Raw genomic sequence first — 24,849 nt, forward strand, 5'->3', positions numbered from 1 at the left:
GATTTTGCCGCCGACTAACGGTTACTGATGATGAGATCGAAAATCGATGCGATCTGACCGCTGTGCTCTGTTGAATCCGATGACGGCGATTGGATAGCGTTGCTGTGAAGGTGGAAGCGAAGCGGAGAGAGTGAATGTACCAATGCCACTCTTCCGCTTCGTTACACAAGCCGCATCGCTGGCTCAAAAACGCTGTGCCGCCAGCCCCACGGCGGTGGTGAGTGACCCGGCTGGCAACGGATTTGCGGATTGGAAGCATCTGACGCTGCATTTCTTGCGGATCCACATGGACGCGAGCTACCGCGAGATCGTCGATTGGGCGAGTGAGATGGATCGCGTTCGTGGCCTGTTGCAGTTGGCTCGGACCGACTTCCCGGCCCCCTCGACGCTGTGTCGATCCTTCGAACGGGTGCCGATCCGTATCTGGCGGCAACTGCTCCGTCGGTCGGCGACCCGCTGCGATCCCGGCAATCATGGGGCGCTGGATGCCACGTTTTTCGACCGTGAAGCGGCATCCAGCCACTACGTCGACCGGTCGGATCGCCACATACGCACGCTGAAAACGACGGCCCTCGTAGACACGGAGGCGTGTGCCGTCCTCGACCTCCACTGCTCGGCACACTGGCCCCACGATACACAGGTCGGCCGTCAAGTGGCGCTGCGCAATACCACTGAAATCGAGAGTCTCGCCGGTGACAAAGGCTACGACGATCAGTCACTGCGGGACGCACTGCGTTCCGAAGGCGTCCGGCCGGTCATCAGACACCGCTTGTTCGCGCACTACGATCACGCCCACAACGCACGGTTGGACAGCGATCTCTACGGGCAGCGATGGATGGCCGAGACCGCATTCTCGGCCATCAAGCGCCGATTTGGTCCGCTGTCGGGCCGAGCGCGTGGTACCGCGAATTCCGAGAACTGGTACTCACCGTCGCCGTCTACAACCTCGAACAAGCCATCAAGGAGTGATCGCTACGCCGTCCCTGGATTCAACAAGGCAGTCTGAACGGGTTCATCGATACGCGCCAGAGAGTCCCGCTGGCCGAACCGCCGTCGCAGTCGTCGCGTCTCTGATTGGCGTGCCGGCAGCGGTCGTCGGGTTCTTCGGACTGGTCGGTAACCTCGTGGCCGGATTCTTGCTCCTCGTCCCCGCTCTGGCGATGCTCTACGTCGCCGCGCAGCTAACGGTCGGTGTCGTCAAGCAGGCGAACGACGCCCCGAAACCCCGATTTCACGACGAGCGAGACGACGCGGCCGAGACACCAGTCGAAACCCTGCGACGGCGATACGCCGAAGGCGAACTGAGCCACGAGGAATTTCGGCAACGCCTCGATCACCTTCTCGACACTGAGACGTCGAAACGAGCGTCCGACGAATGTGACCGTCTTCTCGAATAGATTTTCATCGAAACTGCAATATTGGACCCGGGTTCGATCGCCCCTTTTCGACAGCTATCACGTCACAGTGTCGTACCGACGAACAGTCTCTACCGTCCCGTTCGCTCGTGTCGAGAAAGCGGCCAACGAAGTCGAATTTCTTGGCGTCTCCCCCGTTCGCCGTCGGCGGTCTCGCTCGCCGCGCTGGGACGACGGCGAAAGAGTTTTTCTGAGTGGCCCCAATATTCGACAGGAATGACGCTCCCTATCGACCCGACACAGATCGATCCCGACGACATCGGCGAGGCCCAGACGACCCTGGAGATGGACCACGAGGACGCCGTCGAACACGTCCGAGAGGTGTTTACGGCTGCAGGCTTCGGCGTTCCGGTCGAGTTCTCGCCGTCGGAGATGCTCAACGAGAAGGTCGACGCGGACCGGGACCCCTACTACGTCCTCGGTGCCTGCAACCCGGCCGTCGCGGATCGGGCGCTCGACGCGACCGACAACCGGCTCGGCGCGCTCATGCCCTGTAACGTCGTCGTCTGGGAGGAAGCGCCCGGCCGACAGCGCGTCTACCACGTCTCGATCATGCGTCTCGCGCGCCTGGTCGGCATGGCCCCCGACGACGACGTGATGGCCGATATCGTCGCCGACACCGGAGAGATGGTCGACGAAGCCTTCGAGAACCTCTGAGATGGGATTTCACACGTTCGACGCCGCGCGGGCGGACAAGCTGGAGGACGCGGCCCGGCGGTACCGCGCTCTCTCGGCCGAGGAACTGCTCTGGGCGCTCTCGCTGGACGGCGACGACGTGATCGCGGATCTCGGCAGCGGGACCGGTTTCTACACCGACGACGCTGCTGCCATCGCGGACACGGTGTACGCCGTCGACGTACAGAGCGAGATGCACGACTACTACCGGGAGAAGGGCGTTCCAGACAACGTCGACCTGGTGACCAGCGGCGTCGCCGACCTCCCGCTGGCCACTGACAGTCTCGACGCCGCGTTCTCGACGATGACGTACCACGAGTTCGCGGACGAGGCTGCCCTCGCGGAGATCGCACGGGTGCTGACCGACGGCGGGCGACTCGTCGTCGCCGACTGGGCGGCCAGTGGCAGCGGCGACGCCGGTCCACCTCTCGACGAGCGCTTTACGGCGTCGCAGGCGACGGACGCACTCCGAGACGCCGGCTTCACCATCGAACACGACGCCGTTCGCCCTGAGACGTTCCTCGTGATCGCCACGAGACGGTAGGCCGAACTCCGTTCTGCTAGATGTTTTCGAGCGGCCGAACAGTCGCCCGGTGGGGAATCGTCGCTCTCACCGACGGTTCTGGATCGTCCTTTCAGCCACTCAGAGTCACTGTACGGCGCTGCCACGTTCGCCAACTGTTGTAGATTTTAGGCTATCCTAAAATCGAAGGCCATTTATCACTTTAGGATGGACTAAAACCTACGGTGAAAGACGGCGGAGACGAGGCACGACCGACGCGAAGAAAATGCATATTGGCGAGTGGTCGGGCGAGGTCACCGCCGACGAGCTGCCGACGATACCAGGGGACGAACGGCTGTTCGACCGCGAGGCGCTCGCAGCGGCCGTCACCGGGTCGAACTAACCGCTGATCCGCGGTCTTTTCGCTGTCTCGCTGCACCGGTCGCTCCGGCGTTCCAGTCGCTCGAAACCACCGGACGACGACCTGACGGACGCGAGCGAGAGAAACACTTATTACGTTTTAGGCTAGCCTAAAGATCAACGGGTGAAATTCTACATGAGAGACGAGGCCAGTCGTGGCGTCTCGAGTACAGCGGTCGAGCGGCTCCGGACGACCCTGCAGACGGACCGCTGGCAGAGCGCCGATCGTGCGCTGCTCGCGAAGATGCTCGCGGAGTTCACCTACGAGAAACTCCTCGACCCCGAGGAGTACGCCGTCGACGGCGACTGGCGCGTCTATCGCGTCCCGCTGGGCGACACCACCTACGAATTCCGGGCACAGGAGCGGGTCTTCGACAGCTACCGCGTCGATTCGTCGTCGATCCGGAAACGCGTCGGCGACGGTGCGTGGACGGCGGCGAGCGACGCGATCCAGTTCCTGCTCGACGCTCGCGAGACGCTGGGGATCGACGATCAGACGGCGAGTTACCTCGTCCGGGAGTACAACAACACGCTCCTGGCGGACACACACATCGACGCCGACGCCGCCGACGCCGCCGACAGCATCCTGGATCTCGACGCGATGGAGATCGAAGGGGAGATGCGGGGTCACCCGTGGTTCACGGTCAACAAGGGGCGTGTCGGTTTCGACTACGAGGACTATCTCCGGTACGCGCCGGAGAACCAGCGTCCCCAGTCACTGCAGTGGGTCGCAGTTCGCCGGTCCGAGGCGACGTTCGCGAGCGTCGACGGGCTCGATTACGACGGGCTGATGGAGACACACCTCGGCGACCACGTCGGCGAGTTCGAACGCCTCGTCTCGGAGCAGGGTCTCGAACCCGCCGGGTACTACCTCATGCCCGTCCACGAGTGGCAGTGGCGGGACACGCTGGCCCAGCTGTTCGCGCCCGCGATCGCGGCCGACGAGATCGTGCCACTCGGAGACGGCCCCGACACGTACCTCCCTCAGCAGTCGATCCGGACCCTCACCAACCGTTCGGACCCGACGAAACCACACGTCAAGCTTCCGATGCGGATACTGAACACGATCGTGTATCGCGGTCTACCGGGCGAGCAAGCGCTGGCCGCGCCCCGCGTGACGGCGGCGGTCAAGGAGATTCGCGATCGGGACCCGTTCCTCAGTGACGAGTGTGACCTCGTGCTCCCCGGCGAGATCGCGAGTATCAACTACGAGCACCCCCAGTTTTCCCAGCTCTCGGGCGCGCCCTACCAGTACCAGGAGCTGCTGGGCGCGGTCTGGCGCGAGAGCGTCCAGTCGTTCACGACGGCCTCCGAGCGGGCGGTACCACTCTCCGCGCTGTTCCACCGCGATCTCGACGGCTCGCCCATCGTCTCCGAGTTCGCCTCTCGGGCTGGGCTCTCGCTGTCGGACTGGATCGACGAGTTCCTCGACGTCCTCTTCGAGCCGTTGCTGCACTACCTGTACAAGTACGGACTGGTGTTCATGCCACACGGGACGAACGTCCTCGTGATCCACCGGGACGGACGCCCGGTCCGGATCGCGGTCAAGGACTACGTCGACGAGATCGCGCTGAGCGACGAACGCCTCCCCGAGGCGTCCGCGATTCCCGACGATCTGTACGATCATCCCGACATCCTCCATCAGAAGGGGCCAGAGGCGCTGTGTCAGCACATCTTTGGGACCGTGTTCATCTGTGTCCTCCGATACGTTTCCGACCTCCTCGAACGGGAAGTCGGCTACGAGGAGACGACCTTCTGGCGGCAGGTCCGGGACAGCATCGAGCGGTACCAGTCGGCACACCCGGACCTGGAGCAGCGCTTCGACCGCTTCGATCTGTTCGAACCCGAGTTTACCCGCCTCTGTCTGAACCGCGGCCGCCTGACCGACTACGGGTACAGCGACGATCCCGAGCCACCGGGTGTGACCGCTCACGGGACCGTGACGAACACGCTCGCCGAGTTGGGCGACGATAGCCGGTAAGCGACGAGAATAAACCGTGTGAAACGGTTCGCTCACCGACCGCACTGCCGTCGCGCTCGGGCGTGCAGTGACTTTCGACGGTTCCAGTCTATCCGCCGGCTGCTGACGGTCGGTTAGCTCTCGGTGTATTATTTCGAATATTTCGAGTTTCTAGGACTTTTCCGCGATTTTTTACTAGAACTCCAACTATTACCAGTAGCTTTTTGTTTTTAGGCAGGCCTAAAAACAATCGATGACGAGCCATCACACGCTGTCCGGAGGGACGGCCTCCCGGACCGGAGGTGATCGTGAGTGAACTACGCTGACGCGACGGCCGACCAGTTGCTCGCCCAGCAGGCCGCTCGCGAATCGAGCGCGCGGACCTATCCGCGATATCTTCCGCTGGCGATCGAGACCGCCTCGGGACTGACGGTCGTCGACGTCGACGGCAACGAGTACTACGACTGTCTCGCGGGGGCGGGGACGCTCGCTCTCGGACACAACCATCCGGCCGTCGTCGAGGAGATGGAGCGCGTGCTCGCCGACGGGCGAGCCATCCACACGCTGGACATCACGACGCCGGAGAAAGAGCGGTTCGTCGACACGCTGTTCGACTGTCTCCCCGACGAGCTGACAGACACCGCGAAGGTCCAGTTCTGTAGCCCCGCAGGGACCGACGCGGTGGAAGCGGCACTGAAGCTCGTCAGAACGGCCACCGGAAATCGGCCGATCCTCGGCTTCCAGGGCGGTTATCACGGGATGACTGGCGAGGCGTTGAGCCTCATGGGCAACACCGGACCGAAGGAGTCCTTGCCCGGACTGTCCTCGGCCGTCCACCATCTCCCGTACCCCTACACGTACCGGTGTCCGTTCGGGGCGGGCGGCGACGAGTGCTGGCGAACCAGCGCCCGGTACGTCGAACGGGTGCTCGACGATCCCGCGAGCGGCGTCGTCTCGCCCGCCGGCATGATCTTCGAGTCGGTCCAGGGCGAAGGAGGGTCCGTTCCCGCGCCGGCCCCGTGGTTGCGCGAGATCCGGCGTCTCACCGACGAACACGACGTGCCGCTGATCGCCGACGAGATCCAGACCGGGCTCGGTCGCACCGGAGAGCTGTTCGGCTTCGAGCACGCCGACATCGTCCCCGACGTCGTCACCGTCTCGAAGGCCGTCGGCGGTGGGCTTCCGCTCGCGGTCGTCGTCTACGACGAGGAACTCGACGGGTGGGAGCCGGGAGCGCACGCGGGGACGTTCCGTGGCAACCAGCTCGCGATGGCGGCCGGAACGGTGACTATGCGACACGTCCTCGACAACGACCTCGATGCACACGCCGCAGCGATGGGCGAGCGGCTCCGCGAGCGTCTCGAAGACACCGCTGCGATCAGCGAAGCGGTCGGAGACGTTCGGGGACGTGGCCTCATGCTGGGCGTCGAGTTCGTCGATCCGGCCGGCGAGCCCGGCCCGCAGGGCCATTACCCGCCCGACGGCGACCTCGCAGAGCGCGTTCAGGCCGAGACGTTCGATCGCGGGCTCATCGTCGAGACCGGCGGGCGCGACGGCGCGACCGCTCGGTTCCTCCCGCCGTTGGTCGTCTCCCCGAGACAGGTCGACGACATCGCCGAGCTGTTCCACCGCAGCGTTCGCGCGGCGATCGACGCCGACGAACGCGCGGAGGTGCTCGCATGAGCGGCGGGGCTCCCGACGCGACGGAGCGCCTGGACCAGCCACCGGTCGACGACGCGTTCCTCGGGAGCGACGAGGGAAACCGCGCGTACGCGGCTGCGGCCGACGCGGCGACACGCGCCGTCGTGACCGCGACCGACCGCGCGACGCCGTACTCCGGCGCTGACCCCGACACGCTCCGCGACCGGTTCGCGGGACGGCGTGTCCTCCCCGAGCGCGGGCAGTCTGTCGAAGAGACGCTCGGCGAGGTCACGGACGAGGTGCTCTCGTCCGTCGTCGGCGTCTTCGACCCGGACTGTGTCGCTCACCTCCAGTGTCCGCCGACGATCCCCGGACTCGCGGCCGAAACGCTCGTCGCGGGGACGAACCAGTCGATGGACTCGTTCGACCAGGCCCCAGCGCCCTCCGTCTGCGAGGAGCGGGTCGTCGACGCGCTCTGTGACCTCCTGTCGTTCCCTGCCGGCGCTGACGGCGTGTTCACGAGCGGCGGCACCCAGTCGAACCTCCAGGGCCTGCTCTTGGCCCGGGAGTGGTACTGTCGGGAGCGACTGGACTGTGACGTACAGACCGAGGGGCTCCCCGCCGACGCCGACGACCTCCGAGTCGTCACCTCCGAGGCGGCTCACTTCACCGCGGCCCAGGCTACGGCACAGTTGGGTCTCGGCGAGGACGCCGTCGTCGAGGTCCCAACTGACGACGGCTACCGGATGGACCCGGACGCGCTGGACGCGACCCTCGCGGATCTCACAGCGGCGGGGTGCCGACCGTTCGCGCTGCTGGGGACCGCAGGGACGACCGACCACGGTGCCGTCGACCCGCTCCCGGCACTCGCCGACCGCGCAGCCGAGCACGACCTCTGGTTCCACGTCGACGCCGCCTACGGCGGTGCGCTGCTGCTCTCAGAACGCGAGCGGTCGACGCTCGACGGGATCGACCGAGCGGACTCCGTCGCGGTCGACTTCCACAAGCTGTTCTACCAGCCGATCAGCTGTGGGGCCTTTCTGCTCGGAGACGGCAGCCAGTTCCGGCTACAGGACCGCAACGCGGCGTACCTCAACCCCGAGGCCGACGACGAGGCGGGCGTCCCGAACCTCGTCGGGAAGTCCCTCCAGACGACCCGTCGGTTCGACGCCCTGAAACCGTACGTGACGTTCCGAACGCTGGGACGCGAGCGCCTCGCCGACTGGGTCGAGTACGTCGTCGACCTCGCGACCGCCGTCGGCGACGACGTTCGTGACCACCCCGAGCTCGAACTGGTGTGTGAACCACAGCTGAGCACCGTCCTGTTTCGCTACCGGCCCGACGAGGGCGATCCGGACGAGATCAACCCGGCCATCCGCGATCGGCTCCTCCGGGCGGGGCGGGCGGTGATCGCCCGCACCGAAGTCGGCGGGACGGCGACGCTCAAGTTCACCCTGCTGAACCCGCGCGCGACGCGCTCGTCGCTCCGCGCGCTGCTCGAATCGGTCGTCGAACACGGCACCGAGATCGAACGAGAGAGATCGACATGACGCGACTGACACGACACTACGACGACTCGGCGCGCGAGATCGCGCGCCACGCCACGACGCACAGCTTCCTGAACTGCTACTGCCACGAGACTGCCAGTGGGGCGTTTCGACCCGCCGACGAGACGCCGATCGACACCGAGGGGACCGTCCTGTACTGTCCCCTCGAAGCCCAGGGCATCGACCTGTACGCGCGGGTCGCACACCGCTCGCCGACCGGGCGCCACCTCTTCGAGACGCCGGTGCAGTACCGCGTCGAGGAGACGATCCACGACTGTGACTACCTCACGCTCGCGACGCTCCTGACCAAGGAGCTCGAACTGACGCGCGGGGGCGACGCCGATCGGGACGAGCTGCTCGCCCGTGTCGTTTCGAGCTGTCGGGCGACGGCGCGGTTCGTCGACGCCCGTCGTGGCGACGACGCGCTCACCGATCCCGAGGCGACGTTCCGCGAGGCCGAACAGTCGCTCGTGTTCGGCCACCTCATGCACCCGACCCCGAAGAGCCGGCGCGGGATGGGCCGAGACGGGCCGCGCTACGCGCCCGAGCTCGGGACGAGCTTCTCGCTGCACTACGTCAGCGCCGATTCGGCCGTCGTCGAGCAGGCGTCCACGCGCGAGCACAGCGCCGCCGAGTGGGTCGCGTCGGCCCTCCGAGACGATCCGACCGTCTCCGACGACGTCGTCGACCGCCACGTCGACGACGGGCGCGTCCTCGTTCCGCTTCACCCCTGGCAGGCCCAGTACCTGCTCGACCGGGAGCCGGCACGGAGCTTGCTCGCCGACGGGCGTCTCGAATCGCTCGGAGCGATCGGCCGGGAGTTCGCACCGACCTCCTCGGTGCGGACGCTGTACGCGCCCGAGTCCCCGTTCATGGTCAAGGGCTCGCTGGCGGTCAAGATCACGAACGCCGAGCGGACGAACAAGCGCCCGGAGTTGGACCGTGGCGTCGCGATCTCGGAACTGCTCGACACCGAACTCGGAGACGCGATCGACGATCGATTCCCCGCGTTCGACGTGATCCGAGACCCCGCCTATCTGACCGTCCAGAGCGAGAGCGCCGAGTCCGGGTTCGAGGTCGTCCTCAGAGAGAACCCGTTCGCTCCGTCGGGCCGGCGGCGAGCGACGCCGGTCGCGGCGCTGTGTCAGGACGCCATTGCGGGGGCGTCCCGCCTGGAGCGGGTCGTTCGCGACATCGCACAGCGAACGGGGCAAAGCCCCGACGCGGTGAGCGTCGACTGGTTCGAGCGGTATCTGGAGACGGCGATCCGGCCGGTCCTCTGGCTGTTCCTCGAATGGGGGCTCGGACTGGAGGCCCACCAGCAGAACACGGTCCTGACGCTCGACGACGACGGCTATCCGGACCGTGCCTTCTACCGCGACAACCAGGGGTACTACTTCCCGGAGGGTGCCTACGATCGGATCGACGCCGTCTGTCCCGGCGTCGGCCAGCGGGCCGACACGATCTGCCCGGACGCCGTCGCCGACGAGCGGATCCGCTACTACGTCGTCCTGAACAACGCCTTCGGCGTGATCAACGCCTTCGGTACCGCCGGGCTGGTGGACGAACGTCGGCTCCTCGAACTCCTGCGCGACCACCTCTCGTCGCTCCGGCAGTTCGACCGTCCGTCCTCGTCGCTGCTCGACCCGCTCCTCCAGTCCGAGACCGTCCCACGCAAGGCGAACCTGCTCACGCGGTTCCGCGGACTCGACGAACTCGACGCCCCCTCGCTGGACGACCAGTCGGTGTACGCTGCCGTCCCCAATCCCCTGGTCGAGGAGTTCTCACAGGCGGTGATGCGATGACCGCGCCCGCCACGTCGGTCGGCCGCGACGACAGCTTCCGGGCCCACGACGAGACGATCGACCGGACGATCGCGTTCCGTCCGGTCTCGCTGTCCGAGGATCTCGGCCGGCTGCACGCGTGGCTCAACGCCGAACACGTCCAGCCGTTCTGGGACCTGGCAGAACCGCTGTCGGTGTTTCGAGAGACGATGGCGGGGAAGCTGGCGACCGAGGGCGTGGGCTGTTACGTCGGATCGGTCGATCACGTCCCGATGAGCTACTGGGAGTGTTACTGGGCGACAGACGACGAGGTCGGCGAGCACTTCGACGCGAACCCGACCGACCAGGGGCTCCACCTCCTCGTCGGCCCGCCGGAGTTCGTCGGACAGGGGCTGGCCGTCCCGCTCGTCAGAGCGATGCTGCGCTTTCAGTTCACACACGCCGAGACCGACCGGATCGTGGTCGAGCCCGACGTTCGCAACGAGGTCGTCAGACACGTGTTCAGACGCTGTGGGTTCGAACCGGTCCGAGAGATCGCCATGGACGAGAAAGACGCGATGCTCATGTACTGCCACCGCGAGACCTTCGAGGAGACGATCTGGCCCGACGGCCGCGCCGCAGTGGCGGAGGTGAGAGCGAATGACTGAGACCGACCGTGGCCACGTCGACGTCCTCGGTGTGGGACTCGGACCGTTCAACCTCGGGCTCGCGGCCCTGCTCGCGGACACGGACGTCGAGGCGGCGTTCCTCGAACAGGCGTCGGCGTTCGCCTGGCACGAGGGGATGCTCATCGAGGGAGCGACCCTCGAAGTGCCGTTCCTCGCGGATCTGGTCACGCTCGCCGATCCGACCAGTGAGTACAGCTACCTCAACTACCTGCGCGAGACCGACCGCATCTACGAGTTCTACTTCTACGAGACGTTCCAGGTGCCTCGTCGGGAGTACGACGCCTACCTCGGCTGGGTCGCGGATCGACTCGACAGCTGTCGGTTCAGCCGCCGGGTCACGAGTGTCACCGAGATCGATGCAGGCTTCCGGGTCGAAGCCGTCGACCCGGAAACCGGCGAGCGGTACGCGTTCACTGCCGACGACCTCGTCGTCGGCGTCGGCTCACGGCCCTACGTTCCAGAGCAGTTCCGTGACTGTCTCGGCGACGCCGTCTTTCACACCGCACAGTACCGCGACCGCCGCGACGGCGCTCTCGACAGCGACGCGATCGCCGTCGTCGGTTCCGGCCAGAGCGCCGCCGAGGTCGTCTTGGATCTGCTCGAACGCCAGACCGATCACGGCTACCGCCTCGACTGGCTCACCCGGTCGGACGGTTTCTTCCCGATGGAGTACTCGAAGCTCGGCCTGCAACACTTCACCCCGGAGTACACGCGATACTTCTCCGACCTCGATCGGGAGACCAGAGACGAGACGCTCTCCGAGCAGGACCTCCTGTACAAGGGGATCGACGTGCAGACGAGCGCACGGATCTACGACACGCTGTACGAGCGGTCTATCGGTTCGCGCGATCCCGACTTCGGGATGCTCGCGACGACCGCCGTCGAGGATATCGAGGCGACCGACGACGGGTACCGTCTCACGTGCCACCAGACCCAGCAGGACGAGCGATTCGTCCACGAGGTGGCGACGGTCGTCCTCGGGACCGGCTACCACCGGCCGACGCCGTCGTTCCTGGGACCGCTAGAAGACGCGCTCGAACGCGATCCGAAGGGGCGGCTCCGTATCACCGAAGAGTACCGCGTCGAGAGCGACTGTACGGGGCGGCTGTTCGTCCAGAACGCCGGGGTCCACACCCACGGCGTCGGCACCCCGGATCTGGGTCTGGGCTGTTACCGCAACGCCGTCATCGTCGAACAGCTCACCGGCCGCGAGGTGTATCCGATCGACGAGGACACGGTCTTCCAGGACTTCGACGTCGAACAGTTCCTCGCCGATACGTCCGCCGAGCGCGTCGGCAACCACTACGGAGGCCGCCGATGAACGCGAACGAACGTGCGAGGGCAGCCACGACGCACAGTTTCCTCAACTGCTATCTCCGTGAGACGGGTGCGTACGCCGTTCGCTCGGCAGAGAATACCCCGCTCGACGCGGATCCCGAGGAGGCGATCCACGTCCACTTCGAGACGCAAGGCGTCGACCTGTTCGTCCCGCTGGCGTACGAGTCCCCGACGGGCCGCCACCTGTTCGACCTGCCCGGCGTCTACCGGCTCCCGGACGGCGAGGTACTGAAACTCACCTATCCGACGCTCGTCACGCTGGTGACGACGGAACTGGCAGCGGCGCGGAGTGGCTCGGGTGCCGCCGACGAACTGCTACTGCGGGTCATCCAGAGCTGCAAGAACGTCGAACGGTTTGTTGAAGCACGCCGTGGTGACGGGCTCGATAGCTTCGAGACGACGTTTCTCGAAGCCGAACAGTCGCTCGTCTTCGGTCACCACCTCCACCCGACGCCGAAGAGCCGGGAAGGGATTCCACCACACAAGCGCGAGACGTACGCGCCGGAACTCGGCGGCTCGTTTCGACTGCACTACTTCGAGGTAGCCCCTTCGCTCGTAGAGCACGGCTCGGCGCTGACCGAGAGCGCGCCGGAGTGGATCGAACGGGCGCTCCGTGCCGACGATGCCGTCGACGAGTCCTTCGTCGCCGACCACGTTGACGGAGACGGCATCCTGATCCCGGCCCATCCCTGGCAGGCTGACTATCTTGAATCACAGCCACACGTTCGAGAGCACCTGGGTGATGACATCGTCTCGCTCGGCCCGGTCGGTCAAGTCTTCCATCCGACCTCCTCCGTCCGGACGCTGTACAGCCCAGACGCGCCGTTCATGGTCAAGACGTCCCTCGGCGTCCGGATCACGAACTCCAAGCGAGTGAACAAGCGGCGCGAGTTGGACCGAGGAGCCGCCATCACAGAACTGTTCGATACGGCACTCGGACGGACGGTAGACCGAAAGTTCCCGTCATTCGACATGCTCCACGACCCGGCGTACCTGACAGTGAACGTGGGAGGCGGGCCGGAATCCGGATTCGAGACCGTCCTCCGGAAGAACCCATACCAGGGCGACGCCGGAGCAAACGTCATGCCAGTCGTTGCCCTCTGTCAAGACGGCGTCGCTGGCATCTCACAGCTGGAGACGATCGTCCGGACGCTGGCCGAGCGTGAGGGCCGTACGACCGAGGCGGTCAGCAAGGACTGGTTCGAACAATACCTGCAGACGGCAATCCGCCCCGTCCTCTGGCTGTACCTCGACTGCGGACTCGGCGTTGAAGCCCACCAGCAAAACGGCGTGCTCGAACTCGAAGACGGCTATCCCACGAGCTTCGCGTACCGCGACAGCCAGGGGTACTACATCCCCGAGTCCGCGGCCGACGACCTCGACGCGCTCCTGCCAGGCGTGTGTGATCGAACGGACACCGTCTGTCCCGACGCCATCGCGGACGAACGGGTGCGCTACTACGTCGTCCTGAACAACGTCTTTGGCGTCGTCAACGCGTTCGGGACCGCAGGTCTGGTCGACGAGCGGGCCTTGCTCGACGTATTCCGGACGGAACTGGAACACCTCCGACAGTACGACCACGCAGCATCGTCGCTCCTGACTGACCTGCTCACTGCAGAAACGATCAGTTGCAAGGCGAACCTACTGACGCGGTTCCACGACATGGACGAACTCACCGGGTCGCCCGAGACACAGTCGGTCTACACCGAGATTGACAACCCACTTGTCGCGACACAGGAGGCAAGTCAGCTGTGACTCGGAGAGCCGACGACCGACGACCGACCGAACGACCACTTCACCGGAGAAATCGATGACAAACGACACCACAGTAGCCACCGACGGATCGACCGGCGAACAGCGCGACCTAATCGACGAGGGCGTCCCGTGGGAGACCGACCAGGATCCCTGGCCAGACGACTACCAGGCGGCCGCAACCTTCACGTTCGACCTCGACGCAGGCGAATTGTGGCGGGCGGCAGGGAGCGTCGACCCGGAGTTCGCACGGATCAGCTATCGGGGAGAGTACGGTCCCAAAGTCGGCGTCCCGCGGATCCTCGACGTGTTCGACCGCCACGATGCTCAGTGTACTTTCTTCGTCCCTGGGAAAGTCGCTGCCGACTGGCCGGCCGTCGTCCAGCGAATACACGCGGCGGGTCACGAGATCGCTCACCACGGATACACCCACGACTCGCCACGGAACATGCCCCCGGAACGTGAGGAGCGCGAGTTCAAGCAGGCACTCGACCTGTTCGACGACCTCCTCGGGGAGACGCCCACTGGCTACCGGACACCCGGTGGCACGACGGATCAGACGATGGAACTGGTTCTGGCCGCCGGAATGACATACGACGCCTCCTCGCAAGCGACGGACGTACCGTATCTGCGAGACAGCGGCGACCTCGTCGAGATCCCGAACTGCTACCTGCTGGACGACTTTGTCTACTGGGGGTACAACATGTCCCCGGCGTTTGAGTTCCAGGCAGGAATCGCGCCGGTTCAGCAGGTGTTCGAGGCCTGGCGGGCCGAATTCGAGGGGCTCTACGATCGCCGTCGGCTGTTCGTTCCGACGATGCATCCCCAAGTCGTGGGCCGAGCGAGTCGCGTAGACATGCTCGACCGCCTGCTGGAACGCGTGCTCGCTACCGACGACACCTGGGTTGGGACGTGCGCGGACGTTGCCTCGCACTGGCACGAATCAGTCGTCTGAACGGACAGCCATGGAACTGACAACGACGACAGACCGGGACGGCAGCGAGAGCCAACCGGATCGGTGCCGCGTGTCGACTGAGACTGCCGGCTATAACTGTTTCAAGATATTCGCGACCACGGGGTCGCGAAATTCAGTACAGACGTACAGCCGGCAGTATGAGCACCGGCCGGAGGCGTTCGCGACGACCTTCCCCGACGGGTGTCCGACATGACTCTGTGGGGGCGACTCCGTGCTCTCTTCGACGGCCCGACCGACGACCTAACGACCGGCGGGATAGCCAGGCCGTTGCTCTGGCTTGCCATCCCTATCGCCGTGACGAACGCGCTCCAGACGGCGTACAACCTCGCCGACACGCTCTGGATCGGCCGATACAGCACCACGTCCCTCGCCGCGATGAGCTTCGCGTTTCCGATGGTGTACCTGCTGTTGTCTCTCGGTCTCGGCGTGTCGGTCGCCGGGAGTGTCCTCGTCGCCCAGCACACGGGCGCTGAAGACACGGAGGAAGCCAACTTCGTCGCCTCGCAGACGATCACGTACGCGGCCGTCGCCTCCGTCGTTCTCGGTGCGATCGGCTACCTCTTCGTCGACGACCTGCTGGCGGTACTGGGTGCCTCGGGGGCCGTCCTCACCGAAGCGACCGCGTACCTCCGGATCATCTCGCTGGGCATCGGGTTCCTCTTCACGTTCGTCGTGTTCATCTCGCTGCTTCGGGGCTACGGCGACACAGTCACGCCGATGCTGGTCATGTTCGGCTCCGTCGTCCTCAACGTTGCCCTGGACCCGATCCTCATATACGGATGGGGTCCAGTGCCCGAGCTCGGAATTCGGGGTGCTGCGTTTGCGACGGTCGCCTGTCGTGGACTCGCGGCAGCCTTCGGCGTCGCTCTCCTCCTGTACGGGACCCAGGGGTTACAGATTCGGCCCGCAAAGATGATCCCCGATATCGAATTCGGAAAAAAGATCGGTCGTGTCGGGCTGCCGTCTGCCGTCGAAGAGGGTGCGCGTGCGCTCGCTATCAACCTCATGCTGTTCATCGTCGGACTGTTCCCAACGGCCGTTGTCGCGGGCTACGGCGTCGGCATCCGCGTCTTCTCGCTGGTGGTCCTCCCCGCTGTCGCGTTCGCGAGCGGCGTCGAGACGATGGCCGGGCAGAACATCGGCGCGAGAGAACACGACCGCGCCGAGCGGACCGTCTCGTTCGCGGCGGTCGCCCTGTTCGGTGTGCTGACGTTCGTCGGGCTGGTCGTGTGGGTCGGTGCACCTGTCATCGTGGACGTGTTCACCCGAGACCCGGATGTCGTCGCAGCCGGGGCGACCTTCCTTCGATTCGTCGCTCCGACGTTCGGATTCATCGGGGTCCGGCGGGCGTTCAACGCGGGCTTTCGCGGCGCCGGCAAGACAGGCACCGCCGCGATCATCGTCGTCGGCGTCCTCGGCGTCGTTCGCCTCTCGACAGCCTACGGCGCGGCCGACATCCTCGGACCGACCGGGATCTGGCTCGGGTTCGCACTGTCGAACGTCGTCGGCGGCCTCCTTGCGTTCGCCTGGTACTCCCGGGGGACGTGGCGGGGCACCGACCTGATGGGAGACGCCGGCCCAGAGCCGGCGGACGACGACTGACGGTCCCACACGACCTTTCAGGCGGGAGCAGTTCGTGAAAAGACAGTTACTCCCACTCCATCACCGAAGACTCGCGGAGGATCAGGCGCTGTCCGTGACGATCTCGGCGACGCGCTGGTGGTCGAACAGCTGGTCCTCCGTAAAGATGTCTGGGAAGAACGACTGGGCGAACCGTTCGAGCAGGAAGAGGTTGTGGAGCGGCCCCGCGTAAATCGGACCGCCACGGAACACTGTCTCGTTCTCGACGGCAGTCAACTGGCTGGCGACGGAGTGCTCTCGCATGAACGAGAGGACCGTGTTACGGAACTCTTCTCTGGACTTGTCGCCGTGGCCACGGAGGAGGATTGCGTCCGGGTCGACTTCGAGCAGCGTCTCGTAGTCGAGAGTGCCTCGGTCCGTGGTCGAGAGGCCGTCGACGCCGGTACCAGCGAACGCGTCGGTGATCCCGAGCGTGTGGAAGTGCTCCTTGTTCGCGCCCTTTCCAGAGAGCCGGTACGGATAGAACTCTTCGGGCTCGTTCTCGCCCTGCCACACCAGCGCAGCGTTCGGCCGCGCGTCCGGCCCCGGCACCCGAGCTTCGACATCGGCGACGACGTCGTCGTGAATGGACCGGATCGCCTCGTAGCGCTCGCGTTCCTGGAAGACCGCCGCAACTTTCTCGAAAGCCTCGTACAGGGTGTAGTAGCGATACGTGTGCCAGTCGTCCGTCCGGCGGAAGATCGTGTTCCCGAAGAACGGTGCAATCTCGGACTCTAACTCCTCGATGTCTGACTGTTCGATGTTCTTGTACTTGTTGACGAGGAGGTTCGGATCCATCAGGTGCAAATCCCCTCCGATGTCGTAGAACACCTCCTTGGCGATACCGTCGCTGTATAGCTGTGTCAGTGCTGATACGTCTATCGAGACCCCATCCAGTTCGTCGTAGTGACGCGTAACGTAACGGGACTTGTACCAGACGGACTCCACTGCATCGCCGTGGCCCAGTGCAACCATCATGTCGATGTAGTCCGGATTGTAGACCGTCACCGACTCAGGGACACTGTCGAACTCGACGTCGCCTACTGGTTCCATCGTGACCGTGTACGACCGATTCTCCGTAGTGGTCTCGGCCTGGGTCTCAGAGGTCGTCGGTTGCTCCGTCGAGATCGACTCCGATTCGCTCTCGGAACAGCCGGCGAGAAGGCCGACGCCGAGGAGTGTGGTGCCGCCTTTGATGTATTCTCTGCGCGTCGGTACCCGGTGCGTGGTGTCATCCAGCGCCATAATTTTAGGCTAACCTTAAAATACAAAAGCGTGTCGAATTTTTAGTCTTACCTAAAATATAGGCCGGCGGACGAAACTGCCGCTAGTAGATTTATTGTCGTCCTAGACATTCAAATAATGCTGCATTCGCACAAATTTGGCTGGTTTGTGCCAGTCGCCAAGATTGGACTCCACTGCTCTATCGAAAATGCGGGACGGGAGTGGGATCATAGTGTCTCGGCGAGTTTCTTGATATTGTTGAGCGTGAACAGGAGGATGCTCTCACGGAACTGCCGATGGTAGTTCTAATTCCCACGGGAAAGTAACGCCGGCGGTCTGGGCTTTGACAAGAATCGTTCGAGACGCTTTAGCAACCGCCTCTCGAAATTCACACTACTGGAAAAGTCACCAGAGTAGCTGTTAGCAGCAGTCGCTTCCAGCGCCGCAGACCTCACCGTACTCGAGACCAATCCCGTCGTTGATCGCTTCGTTACACTCGGTCAGCAGTGACTCGAACTCGTCAGCAGTCACCTCCGACTGTGCCATATCGAGGTCTTCACCGAGCGCTTCAGCGGCGATCAGAACTTCATCGTCGGAGGCGCTCAACAGCACCCACCTCCGGATGACTGCGCGAACTCCCGCCTGATCTGTTCGCTGATCACATCGTTCGTCTGTTCGAGTAGCGCCACGAGTTCCTCTTGCGCTGCCCGATGCTGTTGGATCGTCTCGTTGTTCGAGAGTTCGGTCTGTAGCTCCTGTAATTCGCTCATGACTGACGAGTCGAACTCGTCTCGCTGTAACTCCTGTTGTTTTTCTTGGTACGTTTCGAGCAGAGACTGCGCCTCCTCGTCGGCCTCGAGTTGTTCGCTCGCGTCGACGAACTGCTGATAGGTCTCCGAGTCTCGGAGCGTCTCGATGAACGCCTGCAACGACGCTTCGACGGCTGGTGCCTCCGATACACTTTCGCTCACGACACCGTCACCTCCTGTTCCGTCTCCGTAGTGAGTGCGTCCAGTCCGGTGATCTCTTCACCGAACGCGCGTAGTTCGTCCAGTCCAATCGGCTCGTCCTGACGTAGCGGGGCGAGCATCATCGGCACGTCGAACCGATCGTTGATCTTGCCGAGGTACTCCGCCTGCTGAGCGCGGCGATTCTCGAAGAAGGCGTTGTCACCGTATTCCTCGGGGAGCAGGTAGTTTGTGACCACCAGCGAAGTCTCGATCCCGACTTGATCTTTGAGGTCTGCGGCGGCCCGGTAGGCTTCCATCATTGGGGTGTACTCAGGGTACATCACGAACGCGAACGTACTCCGTTCGGGGTCCTTCATCGTCTCGATGACCTCGTCGTACTGGTCGCCTTTCGCGGGCGCGGCACCCTTTGTCAGCGAACCCAAATCCATGAAGCCCTTCCAGTCGGAGGGGAGTTCGAGCAGTCGGAGCGTGTGTCCCGTGGGAGCGGTGTCAAAGACGACGACATCGTAGCCGTCTTCGTCGAAGTAGCTCACGAACTTCTCGAGCGCGGCCATCTCTTCGGCACACGGAGACTCCAGTTCCTCTTCGACGTTCGCAATCGCCGCGTCCACGTCAATCTGTGTGTCCTCCTTGTCTTCGTACATCTCGGTGACGTGGTCGAGGACCTGCGTGCGGTACTCTTCGAGCGCTTTCTCCTGGTCAATCCGTGCCGCGTCGAGGTTTGCTTGACCGACCGATGTCGGCTCGTGGCCGACCGGTTCGCCGAAGATATCCTCAAGATGGGCGGCCGGGTCAGTTGTGACGACGAGCGTTTCGTGGCCAGCTTCGGCGAGTTTCGTCGCCGCCGTCGAGGCAATCGTACTCTTGCCGACGCCGCCCTTCCCAGTGAAGAAAAGATACCGCGTCTCATCGCCCGGTTGGAGCTGGTCGGCGACCGCCTCGGAGTCAGCCATCGACTCGAAGTCGACCGCAGTCTCTGCGTCTACATCGGTCGCCGTCCCAACGTCGACGGTCGCCTCGTCGCCGTCGTACAGTACGCCACCGACATCTGCGAGTAGATCGAGCCCTGCGATTTCGCCCGGCTGGAGTGGGTACGTCGCCATCGCGTCGGCGTCGAACTCCGTCCGTGCGCGCTCGATAACTGCCTGCTCGTCTGCGCGTTTCCCCTGGAAGAACGGATCCTCACACACCGGCTCGGGGAGATAGCCGTTGATGATCAGCAGTTGGGACTCGATCCCAAGCTCGCCGAGGTCTCTTGCACTGCGCTCGATTTCGTCGATTGAGGAGTCCTCGGGCTTGCCGACGAACGCGAAGGACGTACGCTCGCCGTCTTGGAGCGTGTCGATGGCACGCTCGTAGTCCTGTTTGCGCTCTTCCATCGAGGCTGCCGGCCCAATACAGGTCGAGCCGCCTTTCTCCAGTTCAGCGTTCCAGTCGGAGGGCAGCTCCATCAACCGGATCGTGTGACCGGTCGGCGCCGTGTCGAAGACGACCACATCGTACTCGGGGCAGTCCATGAAGTCTACGAAGTTGTCGAAGGCGGCGATCTCTTCGACACACGGGCTGTTGAGTTGCTCCTCGACGGTTTCGAGTTGCTCGTCGTCGAGCAATTGCTGCATCGGTTCAATCGTCTCCTGTCGATACTCCTCGGCCGCCGTGTCTGGGTCGATCTCGATGGCCGAGAGGTTCTCGATGTCGTCGATAGCAGTGACATCGTGACCGATCTCCTGGCCGAAGATATCCGAGAGGTTCGGTGCAGGATCGGTCGTCACCAGCAGCGTCTCGTAGTCGTTGTCCGCGAGCCAAGTCGCCGTCGCGCAGCTCACAGTACTCTTACCGACACCGCCTTTGCCGCTGAAAAAGACGAATTCGGTCTCCTTGCTGGTCGGCTCTACGACCGCTCGTACGTCGGGGGGCGTCGTGCTCATGCGTTAGGCCTCCTGGGTCGGAGTGGCTGTTTCGAGTGCTGCCGCGAGTTCGTCGTACGAGAGGTACTCGGACTTGCCGACAATTTCGTCGTCAACGACAGTGATCGGCAAAATCGATGGACCGTGTTCCTCGACGAGGTCGGAGATAGACTCGGTCTCGAGGAACTGATCGATATTGTGCTGCATGTTCGCCCGAGAGATATCGACATCTTCGAATTCCGCTTCGAGCTGATCGAGTGCGGCGCTGACCTCGACGAGTTCGTCGTCGGGGTCAGGTCCACAAACGCCGGTGGAACAACACATCGCTTCTTCGTACAGGGAAAGTTCAGTCATTGAGCTGAAAGGTGTGTTTTCTCAATTGTCTGGCCATCAGTCCGGCGGTCACCGATCATATCGCAGCTGTTGTTCCATCGCATTCAATTGAGTACTTGTTCAATCATGCTCATAAGATCTTCGGCTCGCACAGACGTAGTCAATACTCTAATCGTGCTAAAGGCACTGAACAGATGGTTCTTCTCGTCGAGTCGTTTGCCTCTGTCGGTAGATCTCCAGTATATCTCACGGAGTGCTAAAGCAACAAGACTGGAATCGAGTGTCCCAGTGCATAAGCCACTCCAGAATACTTAATTCGTTATCTGCTTAATCGATTTGTATGTCATCAACCGAGCGGCTACAACGGTACCTTGCCGACGAGCGAGGTGGGTGTGGCGACGAAGAGGTATGCCAGCGTCTATCGGAACTCGAAGAGATAGACGCGGCCGCAGGTGGGCCTGCACTGGACGAAGACGTTGAATTGCTATCCGCGCTTGCGAACGAGACTCGGTACAAGATTGTTCGTATCCTCCATATCGCTGGCGAAGAGCTCTGCGTCTGTGAATTTGCGCCGCTGCTCGACGTCAGTGACAGCGCAATTAGCCATGCACTGTCCCAACTCACCGACGCTGGACTCATCACTCGCCGAAAAGAGGGGAAGTGGCGGAAATATCGAGCGACAGCACGAGCCAACGCCGTTCTCATCGCTCTGGATGGATCGCGGGAGCTATGATTGTACACAGGAGCGATCAATACGGCCCGTTGATGAACTAACACCCCATTGCTTGGTCGGACGATATTTTCGAGTGAGCCGTCAGCAATGGGTAATAGCCATCGTTCGCTATGATAGATGATGGGTGATATATCCAAGAACAATCCACAGAGGAGTGCTTGACACGGTATAATAAAGGAGACAATCTATGGTACAGCATTATTGGCGAAGTTTGGATTTGTGTGTACAGAATGTGGGGCGAAGCCAGATGTCAGCTGCGTTCGCAGAGCGGGAACGTGATCTACGAAAATCGGGGGATGAGTTCGAGATTCTCTCCGGCGGTACACACCCCGCTGAACGCGTCCACGAGGAAGTAATCACAGTCATGCAAGAACGTGGTATCGACCTCTCTGACCGAACGCCTTGAGAGGTCTCGAATAACGAACTCGAATCGTGCGACGTCGTCGGCCTCGCCAAGTGCCCAGTAGTTGCTTCGTGGCGAACGAGCCCGCGATCTTCGAGTCGCGAGAGGACAGCACTGATGCTCCCGGCGTTCACGTCTGTCGTGATCGCCCTTACACCTTCGCGGCAGACCACATCGACCGTTCGGCCCCGTTCTCGGGCGACAGCCGCGACGCAATCGACCGGTTCCTCAACGAGCACGAACGGGAACTGCGCGAGCGGTACGAGACCTGATTGAGTCATGAAGCTTGTTCAGGGGGTTTAGCTTCAGTATCGAATGCACTCCAGCACTCTTGACTGACTCACGCTGCCGGAATCCAACAGTAGCTCACAAATCGATCGTACTGAGACTTGCTTCGACGAGATTCTCGGGTATGAACGGTGACGTGAGTGTTGGTGAGTAGCCCAGTGCCCGTGCCAGGATGACGTGTGCAGTTGCCTGGACGGACATGATCTGGTCGACGACGTTGTCTTCGTGCATGTCCTGTTCGTGGAACGAGAGCATCGACTCGATACCCGATTGGACAACGTCCGATTCGTCATCGCGGACGCCACGTGCAACTGATAGTATCGCTTGACCGTAGTCCGCGTGCTTCCCCAACGCTTGTTTAGCCAGGTGACGACACTGCTCAATGAAGTCGAGGATATCGATTTCCATGCCAGGTTCGATCACCTCGGCTTCAGCCTTCTAAACCGGTGATACCAGTTGATAAGATCGCTCTTCAACAGAGCAGTTGTAAGGTCTCTTCAGTCAGGAGAGACAGCTATGCTTCGAAGGCAGCTAGGGGACCATATTGCTATGTGGAACGCGGTCGGATGCTACTAGTCGAGGCCACCCCCGCTCTGGTATTCGGTCACCTGCGTCTCGAAATTCTCTTCCGCGTTCAGGTTGACTTGCTCGGACATCCACGGGAACGGATTGTCAGTCCCGTACTGCTCCGGTAAGTCGAGTTGTCCAAGGCGCCGGTCGGCGATGTGTTCGACGTACTCGGCGAACTGCTCGGCACTCATGCCAAGTATTTCGTCAGGATACGCCTCATAGGTGTAATTTTCTCTATCTCGACCGCTTCAGTAATCTGGTCGGCTACCTCGTCGCCGAACTCGTCGGTCCACACGCCGGGATTCTCCGACCAAATCTGTCTGATGAGATCCACTCCGAAGCCGTCAACGACCGAGGTACGCATACGCCGAGGGGTAGGGTGGCGTAGTTTACATGGACCACTCTATCATACCGGCCGATGGGATATCAGCTCTCACAGGCCTTGCATTCGAGGATGTCTCGGCTGAACTTCTGTGCGGCGTTCACGCTATGTTGGTAGTAGAGACTCTTCACCCCTTTCTTCCAGGCCTCGATGTAGAGCTGGTTGATCTCCTTGACGCTCACTTCGCTCGGATCGATCGAGACGTTCAGGCTCTGTGCCTGATCGATGTGTTTCTGCCGCTGCGCCGCCTGGTTGATGATCGCCATCTGTGGGATCTCGGCGAAGGTCTTGAACACCTCCTTCTCCTCGTCGGTCAGGCAGTCGAGGTGTTGCACGCTCCCGTCGTTCTGTGCGATGCTGTCCCAGACCTCGCGCTCGTCTCTGCCTCGCTCTTTCAGTATCGCCTCAAGGAACCGGTTCTTCTGCGTCGACTTCAGCTTCGCACCGTCGCGGACGAAGTAGTTCGATTTCAGCGGTTCGATGCTCGGACTGACCTGCCCCAGGATGACACTGCTGGATTTCGTCGGGGCCACGCTCATCGTCGTCGCGTTCCGGCGACCGTAGCCCTCGAGTACCTCCGGCTCGCCGAACTCGTCGGCGAGCCGACGACTCTCCTCGTAACTTCGCTCCTTGATCGTGCGGAAGATTGCCTCGTTTTTCTCCATCGCCTCCATGCTGTCGAACGGAATCATCTCGCTCTGGAGGTAGCTGTGCCAGCCGAGGACGCCGATGCCGACCGCCCTGTGCCGTTTCGCAAACCGTACTGGGCGTTCCATGAACTGCGTCCCCTCCGCCTCTTGGATGAACTCCTCTATGACGGCGTCGAGGAACCGCGTCAGCGTCTCTACTGCGTCGGTGTCCTTCCACTCGTCGTAGTGGAGCGCGTTCATCGACGAGAGACAACAGACGAAACTCTCGTCTGGCGTGGCCGGCAGCGCGATCTCGGTACACAGGTTAGAGCCGTTGATCTCGTAGCCCCTGTCCTTGTAGACCTGTGGCTTCCCGTCGTTCATGTTGTCCCGGAAGATAATATACGGGACACCGATGTTGATCCGCGTCTCTATGATCTCTGCCCACGTCTCTCGCTTCTCTTCGTCGCCGTCGACCATCGCCCGGAACCAATCGTCACCGATGATGACGCCGTAGTAGATGTCCTGTACGGGGTCGCCCTCGGTCTTGATGTTGAGCCACTCGTCCAGGTCGTCGTGTTCGACGTCGATGTACCCCGCGAACTGGCCGCGCCGCGTCTCGCCCTGGCTGACGACGTTGATGATCGTGTCGAACAGTTCGGTGAAGCTGTAGCTCCCATTGCTCTTGCCGTTGTTCGTGATCGGGCTACCTCGGGGCCGGATCTCGCCGAAGTACCCGCTGGTCCCGCCGCCCAGCTTGGTCATCTCGCCCACTTCGGCCTGCGTGTAGAGGATGCTCTCCATGTTGTCCTCCATGTAGCTACCGAAGCAGCTGATGGGCAGGCCCCGGTCCAGACCGAAGTTCGACCACACCGGACTCGCGAGGCTGTAGAAGCCCCGACTCATGTAGTCGTAGAACTTGTCCGCGAAGCCGTCGTCGTCCAGGATCTCCTCGGCTCGCTCCGCGATCTCCCTGACCCGCTCCTCGGCCGTGACGCCCTCGATCAGGTACCCCTCGTCGAGGAACGCCCGGCTGTCCTCGTTCAGCCAGTAGAACGGTTCCTCGTGCTGCTGGTTGACCTCGTCGAGTGCTGGTTCTGTTTGTACCATC

21 protein-coding genes and 3 pseudogenes are annotated in these 24,849 nt (G+C 62.9%); 16 read left to right on the forward strand and 8 right to left on the reverse strand.

All coding sequences use genetic code 11. The features are described 5' to 3' along the window. Positions 1-142: 142 nt before the first annotated feature. The 13 genes and pseudogenes from HMUK_RS16065 to HMUK_RS16125 all read left to right on the forward strand — a co-directional run bounded on the left by HMUK_RS16065 (position 143) and on the right by HMUK_RS16125 (position 16,280). A pseudogene (locus HMUK_RS16065) lies at positions 143-969 on the forward strand (IS5 family transposase). 110 nt (positions 970-1,079) lie between these two features. Beyond that, entirely contained in the window at positions 1,080-1,397 is a 318-nt protein-coding gene (locus HMUK_RS16070; RefSeq protein ID WP_012807493.1) for an SHOCT domain-containing protein, read from the forward strand. A gap of 234 nt (positions 1,398-1,631) precedes the next feature. Next, a complete protein-coding gene (locus HMUK_RS16075; protein ID WP_012807494.1) occupies positions 1,632-2,072 on the forward strand; it encodes a DUF302 domain-containing protein in 441 nt (146 codons plus the stop codon). Position 2,073: 1 nt separating this feature from the next. After that, the gene (locus HMUK_RS16080) at positions 2,074-2,634 is read left to right on the forward strand and encodes a class I SAM-dependent methyltransferase (RefSeq protein ID WP_012807495.1); all 561 of its coding nucleotides are present in this window, start codon (positions 2,074-2,076) and stop codon (positions 2,632-2,634) included. Between the two features lie 514 nt (positions 2,635-3,148). Next, positions 3,149-4,993: an IucA/IucC family protein gene (locus HMUK_RS16085; RefSeq protein ID WP_012807496.1), complete on the forward strand. Its 1,845-nt coding sequence runs from the start codon at positions 3,149-3,151 to the stop codon at positions 4,991-4,993. 291 nt (positions 4,994-5,284) lie between these two features. Then, positions 5,285-6,655 (forward strand): diaminobutyrate--2-oxoglutarate transaminase, encoded by a 1,371-nt coding sequence (locus HMUK_RS16090; RefSeq protein ID WP_012807497.1) that lies wholly within the window; start codon positions 5,285-5,287, stop codon positions 6,653-6,655. Continuing rightward, entirely contained in the window at positions 6,652-8,163 is a 1,512-nt protein-coding gene (locus tag HMUK_RS16095) for a pyridoxal phosphate-dependent decarboxylase family protein (protein ID WP_012807498.1), read from the forward strand. The genes HMUK_RS16090 and HMUK_RS16095 overlap by 4 nt, the downstream gene beginning before the upstream one ends. Continuing rightward, positions 8,160-9,965, forward strand: coding sequence for an IucA/IucC family protein (locus tag HMUK_RS16100; RefSeq protein WP_012807499.1), 1,806 nt, complete (start codon positions 8,160-8,162; stop codon positions 9,963-9,965). The genes HMUK_RS16095 and HMUK_RS16100 overlap by 4 nt, the downstream gene beginning before the upstream one ends. Further along, the gene (locus HMUK_RS16105) at positions 9,962-10,591 is read left to right on the forward strand and encodes a GNAT family N-acetyltransferase (protein ID WP_012807500.1); all 630 of its coding nucleotides are present in this window, start codon (positions 9,962-9,964) and stop codon (positions 10,589-10,591) included. Before HMUK_RS16100 ends, HMUK_RS16105 begins: the two co-directional genes overlap by 4 nt. Continuing rightward, positions 10,584-11,933, forward strand: a complete 1,350-nt coding sequence (locus tag HMUK_RS16110; RefSeq protein ID WP_012807501.1) for a lysine N(6)-hydroxylase/L-ornithine N(5)-oxygenase family protein — start codon at positions 10,584-10,586, stop codon at positions 11,931-11,933. The genes HMUK_RS16105 and HMUK_RS16110 overlap by 8 nt, the downstream gene beginning before the upstream one ends. Continuing rightward, positions 11,930-13,705 (forward strand): IucA/IucC family protein, encoded by a 1,776-nt coding sequence (locus HMUK_RS16115; RefSeq protein ID WP_012807502.1) that lies wholly within the window; start codon positions 11,930-11,932, stop codon positions 13,703-13,705. The genes HMUK_RS16110 and HMUK_RS16115 overlap by 4 nt, the downstream gene beginning before the upstream one ends. A gap of 55 nt (positions 13,706-13,760) precedes the next feature. After that, positions 13,761-14,657, forward strand: coding sequence for a polysaccharide deacetylase family protein (locus HMUK_RS16120; RefSeq protein WP_012807503.1), 897 nt, complete (start codon positions 13,761-13,763; stop codon positions 14,655-14,657). 210 nt (positions 14,658-14,867) lie between these two features. Next, on the forward strand, positions 14,868-16,280 hold the full coding sequence (locus HMUK_RS16125) for an MATE family efflux transporter (protein ID WP_012807505.1): 1,413 nt from the start codon (positions 14,868-14,870) through the stop codon (positions 16,278-16,280). Positions 16,281-16,361: 81 nt separating this feature from the next. Here the strand turns inward: HMUK_RS16125 and HMUK_RS16130 are convergent, their stop codons facing one another. The 5 genes from HMUK_RS16130 to arsD form a co-directional block, all read right to left on the reverse strand. Then, positions 16,362-17,543, reverse strand: coding sequence for an ABC transporter substrate-binding protein (locus HMUK_RS16130; protein ID WP_012807506.1), 1,182 nt, complete (start codon positions 17,541-17,543; stop codon positions 16,362-16,364). A 399-nt stretch (positions 17,544-17,942) separates the two neighbouring features. After that, a complete protein-coding gene (hcsS, locus tag HMUK_RS16135; protein ID WP_012807507.1) occupies positions 17,943-18,134 on the reverse strand; it encodes a halo-CC-star protein HcsS in 192 nt (63 codons plus the stop codon). Next, entirely contained in the window at positions 18,125-18,493 is a 369-nt protein-coding gene (gene hcsL / locus HMUK_RS16140; RefSeq protein ID WP_012807508.1) for a halo-CC-star protein HcsL, read from the reverse strand. The genes hcsS and hcsL overlap by 10 nt, the downstream gene beginning before the upstream one ends. Further along, positions 18,490-20,421, reverse strand: coding sequence for an arsenical pump-driving ATPase (gene arsA / locus HMUK_RS16145; protein WP_012807509.1), 1,932 nt, complete (start codon positions 20,419-20,421; stop codon positions 18,490-18,492). Before arsA ends, hcsL begins: the two co-directional genes overlap by 4 nt. A 3-nt stretch (positions 20,422-20,424) precedes the next feature. Continuing rightward, positions 20,425-20,754, reverse strand: a complete 330-nt coding sequence (gene arsD, locus HMUK_RS16150) for an arsenite efflux transporter metallochaperone ArsD (RefSeq protein ID WP_012807510.1) — start codon at positions 20,752-20,754, stop codon at positions 20,425-20,427. 319 nt (positions 20,755-21,073) lie between these two features. Here arsD and HMUK_RS16155 point away from each other — a divergent pair, with 319 nt between their 5' ends. The 3 genes and pseudogenes from HMUK_RS16155 (at position 21,074) to HMUK_RS17780 (ending at position 22,141) form a co-directional block, all read left to right on the forward strand. Next, positions 21,074-21,466, forward strand: a complete 393-nt coding sequence (locus HMUK_RS16155; RefSeq protein WP_012807511.1) for an ArsR/SmtB family transcription factor — start codon at positions 21,074-21,076, stop codon at positions 21,464-21,466. A 187-nt stretch (positions 21,467-21,653) separates the two neighbouring features. Then, positions 21,654-21,869, forward strand: a pseudogene (locus HMUK_RS16865) (arsenate-mycothiol transferase ArsC); the annotation flags it as partial. 71 nt (positions 21,870-21,940) lie between these two features. Continuing rightward, positions 21,941-22,141 (forward strand): hypothetical protein, encoded by a 201-nt coding sequence (locus HMUK_RS17780; protein WP_012807512.1) that lies wholly within the window; start codon positions 21,941-21,943, stop codon positions 22,139-22,141. 94 nt (positions 22,142-22,235) lie between these two features. Here the strand turns inward: HMUK_RS17780 and HMUK_RS16165 are convergent, their stop codons facing one another. The 3 genes and pseudogenes from HMUK_RS16165 to HMUK_RS16175 form a co-directional block, all read right to left on the reverse strand. Next, complete coding sequence (locus HMUK_RS16165; protein ID WP_394324823.1) at positions 22,236-22,508, reverse strand: hypothetical protein; 273 nt, start codon at positions 22,506-22,508, stop codon at positions 22,236-22,238. A 221-nt stretch (positions 22,509-22,729) separates the two neighbouring features. Then, positions 22,730-23,070 (reverse strand): annotated as a pseudogene (locus HMUK_RS16870) (ribonucleotide-diphosphate reductase subunit beta); the annotation flags it as partial. An 83-nt stretch (positions 23,071-23,153) separates the two neighbouring features. Continuing rightward, positions 23,154-24,848: a ribonucleoside-diphosphate reductase subunit alpha gene (locus HMUK_RS16175; protein ID WP_012807514.1), complete on the reverse strand. Its 1,695-nt coding sequence runs from the start codon at positions 24,846-24,848 to the stop codon at positions 23,154-23,156. Between the last annotated feature and the right edge of the window lies 1 nt (position 24,849).

The organism is Halomicrobium mukohataei DSM 12286 (assembly GCF_000023965.1).
GTDB lineage: Archaea > Halobacteriota > Halobacteria > Halobacteriales > Haloarculaceae > Halomicrobium > Halomicrobium mukohataei.